Here is a 7204-nt window from a genome sequence, read left to right as displayed (position 1 = left end):
TCGGTGCGGGATCGGCGTGGCGGTTTGCGCGTTGTTGGCGGTTAGTGGCCTGGTCGTGGGGTGGTTTTTGGCTATTTTACGTTGATAAGGATCATGGTGCCCCACCCTACGCCGCGTACCCGAGTGTTGGCAGATGTCCAGCTGGTCCCCCGGCATACCCGGTTCTGCATCCGGAGCTATCTCCGGCCCTAGCCGTTGTCCACGCCGACTTCCTTTTCCGGCCCCTGTGACTCCATCGCCTCGTCCAGCTGCTCACGCAGCTCCTCGGCGCGCTCCGGGTTAAAGTCCCGCCCGCCGACCATCGCCAGCATCCCGTCCAGCACACTATTTCCGTAATTGTGCCCGTGGCCATTTGGCACGTTAGCCGCTACCGGAAGGTCCATGGTGACCTGCCAGAAGGTAACAAACGGGATCCAGGACATCGACGGCGAGCGGTCAAAGCCCGCCGGTTCCTTCAGCCAATCGGGTTCCTTGGCGATCAGCGACGGCGACCACCACACCACCGGATCCGAAGGGTGCTGGATAAACAGGATGCGCGGATTGTGCCACCCCGCGCGGGAAGTCAGATCTTCTTCTCGACGCCACCGCCAGATCTCCTCGGAGTTTTCCGCAAAGCGGACGTTTAGCCCGCCCGCGTATTCGGCAGAGACTTGCGGCGAGCCGGGATCGCGCCGATCCACCAGGTCGTGCCACAGCTTGTTTGAGTTCGGTGGCCCCACCCACAGCAGGCCATCCACGCTAGAGACGATGTCGCGCACACCGGAGAAGGCTCCGCCACCCGCGTTGGTGCCCAGCGATTCACCGTAGACATACAGCTTCGGGCGGTCGTTCTCCGGCAGAGTGTGCCACCAGTCCACGACCGTGGAGACCAGCGCCTCTCCCGCGTCTTCCACGCGCTGCTGGTCGGCGATGAACTGCACGCCACTGGGCAGGTAGGAGTACTGGGCCGAGGCGATCGCGGAATCGCCGTCGAACATCAGCTCGAAGGCCTGGGCGGCCGTGGGATTCACCCACCCGGTGCCGGTCGCGGGCACCACGAGCAACGCCTCGCGGTCCTTCGCGCCCGTCCGCTTCAACTCCTCGACTACGCTTTCCGCCCGGGCTTTATCCGTATCCTCTGCACCGTTTTCCAGGCTGGCGTACACACGGATGGGTTCCTTGCTGGGCCGGCCGGTCAGATCTTCCAGCTCGTCCTTGTACAGCCCCAAGCCGACGAACCTAGTGCCGAAGGCCCCCAGGTCCTCCCACTTGTTGGGCGACTGCGGGCTACCGGAGCGCTCCGGCACCTGGGGTTGCACCAGGTCTTCCCGAATCTCCTGGTCCCGAACCGAAAACACCCGTTCGGTGGCTCTGACAACCGTGCCAGGAACGACGGTATCCACCAGGAAAAGCACGGCCATGCCGACGGCCAGCCAGGCGAACAGCGGGCGGGTAACCCCACCCAAACGGCGCCCCACGGGGCCATCTTCCAAGGCTTCGATCAGCCACAGCAAACCCTTGCCCACCAGCACGATCAGCGTCCACAGTCCGATGCCGATGGGCAGCACAAGCAGGAATTCGGCCGCCGTATAAGCCTCCGCGTCCATCAAATGTGCCAACTCTCGCTGCCAGCGCACGGCGAAGGAAACCCACACAAGTAGTGCCAAGATCACGACGGCCACGAAGCCAATCTCCAGGCCATTCTTCAGCTTCCGCATCCCTCGGTCGCTGAGCTCCAGCTTATGCTGTAGCTTCTCTAGCAGCCCCAGGGCCTTGCGGCGGCCCCGTCCCATGGGCTCGTTGAAGCGCCGTTGCAGGAAGGCTTCCCACAACCAGTGGAGGAACACACCAACGGTATAGCCGGTGCCGCCGGAGATACCTGCGACCACGCCCTGAAACAGCCAGTCGCGCGGCAGCAGCGAAGGCGTGAGCGAAGCCGCGAACAGCAGCGCACCGACGATCACACCACCGGGGTCCACGTGGGCCTCCCACTGATCCCTAGCGGCGCTTAGCTTCCCAGTGATTTCCTCCTCTGCGGCGGAGGCGACATCAGCTATCTTCAAGCTTCTCCCCGATCTCCAGCCACTGCATCTCCAGCTCGCCGTGTTCTTCCTGGTTGGCCTTCAGATCCTTATCCAGCGCGGCTAGCTCGTCAGTCACGGGCTCGCCGGTAGCTGCCTTTTCCGCCACCTCGTTCATTTTCTCGTGGATGGAATTGATCTTCTGCTCGATCTTGGCCATCTTCCTTTCCAGCGCACTCATTTCCTTGGTGAGTGTGTGGACTTCCTTGGCGCCGAGGCTGGGGCGTCCAGAAGAAGTAGCGCCAGAACCGGTGGCGCCGGAGCTACCAGAACCAGAATCCGCAGCGTCGAAGGTCAGAGTGTTCTTGCGCCCCTCATCGCTGGCCTCCTGCTTGCGGCGCTCCAGGTACTGCTCGATGCCGCCGGGCAGGTTCGTCAGCCGCCCATCGCCGAACAGCGCCCAGGTGGAATCGCAGATGCGCTCGATCAGGTAACGGTCGTGGGAAATCACCACGAGCGTGCCGGGCCATTCGTCCAACAGGCTTTCCAGCTCCTGCAGGGTGTCGATGTCCAGGTCGTTCGTCGGCTCATCCAGCAGCAACACGTTTGGCTCGGCCATCAGCACGCGGGTCAGCTGCAGGCGGCGCTTCTCGCCACCCGACAGGTCCCCGATGGGCGTACGCTGGCGCTTCGCGCTGAAGCCCAGCCGCTCGGCCAGCTGGGAGGCGCTGATCTCCTTGTCGCCGAAGGTCACGTAACTGGCGATATCCTCGACAGACTCAATCAGGCGCTTCGTGGGGTCCAGGTCGTCCAGCTCCTGTCGCAGCCAGCCCAAACGCACGGTCTTGCCCTCAATACGGCGGCCCTGTTCCAGCGGTGCCTCGCCCGCCAGGGTGCGCAGCAGGGTCGTCTTGCCGGAACCGTTCACTCCCACCAGGCCAATGCGCTCGCCGGGGCCTAAGCGCCAGGTCAGGTCCTCGACCAGGGCGCGGCCGTCCGGGGTGGCGATGCGTGCGTTCTCCAGCTCGATGACCTTCTTACCCTGGCGGCGCGCGGAGAAGCTCATCAGCTCCACCTTGTTGCGCATCGGCGGCACGTCGGCGATCAGGGATTCCGCGGCCTCGATGCGGTAGCGCGGCTTCGAGGTTCGCGCGGGTGCCCCGCGGCGCAGCCACGCCAGTTCCTTGCGCGCGAGGTTCTGGCGGCGCTGTTCGGCCGCATCTGCCTGCCGGGCGCGCTCGGCGCGGGCGAAGGTCCAGTCGTTGTAGCCACCCTCGTAGACGTCCACCGCGCCGTCGTGCACCTCCCAGGTGTGGTTGGCGACGGTATCCAGGAACCAGCGGTCGTGGGTGACCACAACCAGCGCGGTGTTGCGCCCCAGCAGGTGCTCGGCCAGCCACTGCACGCCTTCGACGTCCAAGTGGTTGGTCGGCTCGTCGAGGATCAGCAGGTCCAGATCCTGCACCAGCGCGGCAGCCAGGCCGGTTCTGCGGCGCTCGCCACCGGACAGCGAGCGCACGGGAGTATCCAGCCCCAGACGGGCAATGTCCAGCCCGTTGAGTACGCTGCGCACCTTCGGGTCGCCGGCCCATTCGTATTCCTGCAGACCTAACGGTTCCAGCACTGCCCCGGCGACTGTCATGTCTTCCGGTGCGTCGCGCAGCACGTCCTGGGTGACCATTGCCATGCGCAGGTCGTTGTTGTGGCTTACGCGCCCGGAGTCCGGCTCGTCCTTCCGGCTCAGGATGTTCAGCAGGGTGGACTTGCCACCGCCGTTGAGCCCGACCACGCCGATGCGGTCGTTGCTATCTACTCCGAGGCTCACGTCGTCGAGCAGGGTCTTGAGCCCATAGCTCTTCGAGACTTTTTCTAGGTTGATGAGGTTACTCAAGTACTTCTTCCCTTTTTATGACGCCCGCAGCCGCAGCTGGGGAACTCGTCGTCATCGTGGAGCTGGCTTTCCCGGCCACGCTAACGGCTGTCGCGACCTCCACCGCGTCGTCAGCGGATGCGCACAGCATGGCGACCGTGGGCCCGGAGCCGGAGACGATTGCGGCGATGGCGCCGGCCTCCTCGGCGGCCTTCAGGGTCTCGCGCAGGCTGGGCAGCAGGCTGATGGCCGGAGCCTGCAGGTCGTTAACCAGCAGCTTTCCCACTTCTTCCGGGTTGCCTGTCCGCAGGGCTGCGATCAGCCCCTCAGGGCTTCCAGCTCGCGCGGCCTTGGGGCTGGCCTCCGAGGCAGCGGCGCGCTGCTGGTCCAGCTGTCTAAACACCTCCGGGGTGGATAGGCCGCGCTTGTCGGTGGCGATGGCCCAGTGATAGGTGCCCGTGGCGATGACGGGCATGAGGTTTTCCCCTTTGCCCGTGCCGCGGGCCGTGCCGCCGAGCAGGCAGAAGGGCACGTCGGCGCCCAGGTCGGCTGCGATGCCGGACAATTGTGCGCCGTCCGGGCGGCGCGGGGAACGCGGGTCCGGGAAGTACAGCTCTGTCGCCGCAACCAGCGCGGCTGCCGCATCCGCCGATCCCCCGGCCATTCCGCCGGCAACGGGAATTCCCTTGTCGATGTAGATGTGCACGGGTTCGTCGGCCCAGGGGACGTGCGCGTCTCGTGCCAGTTTCTGGATTGCGGCAACGGCCTTCCACGCCAGGTTGCTGGAATCCTGTGGCACCAGGTGGCTGTCGAAGCCGGAGACGCTCCAGGTGCACGGCGCCGCGTCAGCGGCCTCCTGCGCAACTTCGGCCTCTCGTACAGCTTCGGCATCATGTGCGTCCTGCGCACCTTGTGCATCCCGCAGCGCGACGGTGACCTCTTCCTTCAGCGAGACGGCCTGAAAGATCGTGTCAAGCTCGTGGTATCCGTCCTCCCGGGCCGGCCCCACGCCGAGATGCAGGTTCACCTTGCCGTGCGCACTAGCTGTGACGGAGCGGTACTGGGGCTCCTGCGGACCGAAGATGTGGGAAACAGTCATTGCGCACCCCTCAGCGAAGCCACGGCCAGCTGCACGAACTGTTCCGTCGAGAGCTTCTCACCGCGAAGGGTCGGGTCGATCCCCGCGCTTCGCAGCGCATCTTCGGCCGCCTGGCCGCTGCCGAAGTGGCCGGAAAGGGCGGCGCGCAGCGTCTTGCGGCGCTGCAGGAAGGCGGCGTCTGCCAGAGCGAAGACCTCGCGGCGCAGCTGCTCGGCATCCAGCTGTCCAACACCCTGGTCTGCGTCAAACTGTTCGGCGCCCGACTGCCCGCCGGCCCACGGCTCCGCCCCTTCGGCGTAGCGGTCGATGCGCACCAGGCCGGAGTCGATCTTCGGCGCTGGCCAAAAGACGTTCTTGCCGATGGTCGCCGCGCGGGTGACGGAGCCATAGAAACCAGCCTTCACGCTGGGCACACCATAGATCTTGGATCCGGGAGCGGCGGCCAGACGGTCGGCGACTTCCAGCTGCACCATGACCAGAACGCGGTCGATACTGGGGAACTCCTCCAGCATATGCAAGAGCACGGGAACGGAGACGTTATAGGGAAGATTCGCCACCAGTGCGGTGGGAAGGGGGCGTCCAGCGTCGGCAAAGTCCTGCGCCGTGACCGCCATCGCGTCCTTGAGGATCACCGCCGCATCGGCCTCGCCTGCGCCCTGTTCTTCCAGGGTGGCGGGCAGCTTCGCGGCCAGGCGCGGATCGATCTCCACGGCGGTAACGCTCGCGCCGGTTTCCAACAGCGCGAGGGTCAAAGAGCCCAGGCCAGGGCCGATCTCCACCACGTTGTCGTCCGCGGTGACATCGGCGGCCTTGACGATCTTGCGCACCGTGTTGGGGTCGTGGACGAAGTTCTGCCCCAGCTTCTTAGTGGGGTTTAGGTCCAGTTCCTCGGCGAGCTGCCGGATCTCATTGGGCCCCAGCAGCCGAATCTTCCGTTCATTCACCATTCACAGGATAGTCGAGCTGGTGCCCGATAAAAACCGAGGTTGCTGCGCTGCTGTGCATAACTATGCACAGCCATGCTCGGCAGTGCTCGGCAATGGCCTAAGGCTTAGCGCAGACCCATCTTGGAGGTGCAGGCAGGCCATGCGCCCCAGCCCTGTCCGGCCTGCACGCGCTCGGCAACTGCGATCTGCTGCTCGCGGGTAGCCATGTGGGCAGCCGGTGCATACTCGGTGCCACCGAAAGCAGCCCAGGTGGACGGGGTGAACTGCAGGCCACCAGAGAAGCCGTTGCCGGTGTTGATGGACCAGTCGCCGCCGGCCTCGCACTGTGCCAGCTGATCCCAGACGGAGCCGTTGGCCACAGCCGGGGCTGCCGCGCCGGTGTTGGAGCCCTTGTCGTCGGCCTTGTCAGCCTTCTTGGTGCCGCGGATGATTACGCGCTCCTTTGGAGCGGCGATCTCCTTGCTGGACTTCTCCTCGCGGCTAACCTCTTCGCCGTTGACGGTGCGGACGGTCGCAACAACGCGAGCCTTGCCCGGCGCGCCCTTCTCTACGACCTTCTCCTCGCCCTCGGGCATGTTCGGGTCTTCCTTCACACGCTCCGGAGCCGGGATCTCCTCGACCTTGGTCTCCTCGCGGTTGGCGATGCGGGTGACCTCGACGTGCATGCCCTCCTTCAGAGGGGTGTTGGCGGCCGGGGTGACCTTGTCATCCTTGCCCAGTGGGGTGCCACGCATCTCGAAGATCTCGCCCACGGTGCGGGCAGGCAGGCTCATGCGGCCGTCCTTGCCACCGTCGTTCAGGGTGAACTTCTTCGGGGTAACGATCTCCAGCTCCATGCCATCGAGCGGGATCTCCTGGTTACGCGCCTGGGACAGCTCGCTCGCAGCGTCGCTGCGGCCGATCTGGTCCAGCAGGGAGCCGACAGTCAGTGCAGTGGTATCGATCTTCTCCTGCTTGCCGTCGATAGTCAGAGCCACGGTGCGGGCGCTGCGGACAGTGATCTTGGAGTTGTCGCCGATAGCCTCGTCCAGCGCCGGGGTGACCATGGCGCGGTTGTCGATCTCCACGCCTGCGGACTTCAGCGCGCCCTCGACGTCGCCGGACATGGTGCTGGCCTGGATGATGTCGCCGTTGACGTCCAGAGTGACCGACTTCTGCCCTGCCACCGCAACGCCACCGCCGACAACCAGGGTCGCGAGCATGCCACCCGTGGCGATGCGCAGCGGGGTGGAGCTGGTGTTGTTAATGCGGTGCAGGTGGGACTTCTTCTTCGGTGACACTAGATCGT

General features: G+C 65.2%; 5 protein-coding genes. All 5 read right to left on the bottom strand.

Annotation, left to right across the window (positions count from 1 at the left end; all coding sequences use genetic code 11):
- Window positions 1–188: 188 nt before the first annotated feature.
- Entirely contained in the window at window positions 189–2042 is a 1854-nt protein-coding gene (locus tag JQ46_RS10645) for an alpha/beta hydrolase (RefSeq protein ID WP_034988193.1), read from the bottom strand.
- Window positions 2029–3891 carry an ABC-F family ATP-binding cassette domain-containing protein gene (locus JQ46_RS10640; RefSeq protein WP_034988191.1) on the bottom strand — a complete coding sequence of 621 codons (1863 nt, stop codon included), beginning with the start codon at window positions 3889–3891 and terminating at the stop codon, window positions 2029–2031. The genes JQ46_RS10645 and JQ46_RS10640 overlap by 14 nt, the downstream gene beginning before the upstream one ends.
- Window positions 3884–4969, bottom strand: a complete 1086-nt coding sequence (locus tag JQ46_RS10635; protein ID WP_034988189.1) for a 4-(cytidine 5'-diphospho)-2-C-methyl-D-erythritol kinase — start codon at window positions 4967–4969, stop codon at window positions 3884–3886. Before JQ46_RS10635 ends, JQ46_RS10640 begins: the two co-directional genes overlap by 8 nt.
- On the bottom strand, window positions 4966–5916 hold the full coding sequence (gene rsmA / locus JQ46_RS10630) for a 16S rRNA (adenine(1518)-N(6)/adenine(1519)-N(6))-dimethyltransferase RsmA (RefSeq protein ID WP_034988185.1): 951 nt from the start codon (window positions 5914–5916) through the stop codon (window positions 4966–4968). The genes JQ46_RS10635 and rsmA overlap by 4 nt, the downstream gene beginning before the upstream one ends.
- 104 nt (window positions 5917–6020) lie before the next feature.
- Window positions 6021–7196, bottom strand: coding sequence for a resuscitation-promoting factor (locus tag JQ46_RS10625; protein ID WP_034988183.1), 1176 nt, complete (start codon window positions 7194–7196; stop codon window positions 6021–6023).
- Window positions 7197–7204 lie beyond the last annotated feature (8 nt).

The sequence above is a fragment of the Corynebacterium jeikeium genome, assembly GCF_000738175.1.
Lineage (GTDB): Bacteria > Actinomycetota > Actinomycetes > Mycobacteriales > Mycobacteriaceae > Corynebacterium > Corynebacterium jeikeium_C.
The sequence above is the reverse complement of the archived record's forward strand: the minus strand, read 5'-3'. Positions and strand labels throughout refer to the sequence as shown.

Bases quoted from the DNA above. Each gene is read 5' to 3' on its own strand.
- JQ46_RS10635 (WP_034988189.1), bottom strand. From the start codon at position 4,969: ATGACTGTTTCCCACATCTTCGGTCCGCAGGAGCCCCAGTACCGCTCC.
- rsmA (WP_034988185.1), bottom strand. From the start codon at position 5,916: ATGGTGAATGAACGGAAGATTCGGCTGCTGGGGCCCAATGAGATCCGG.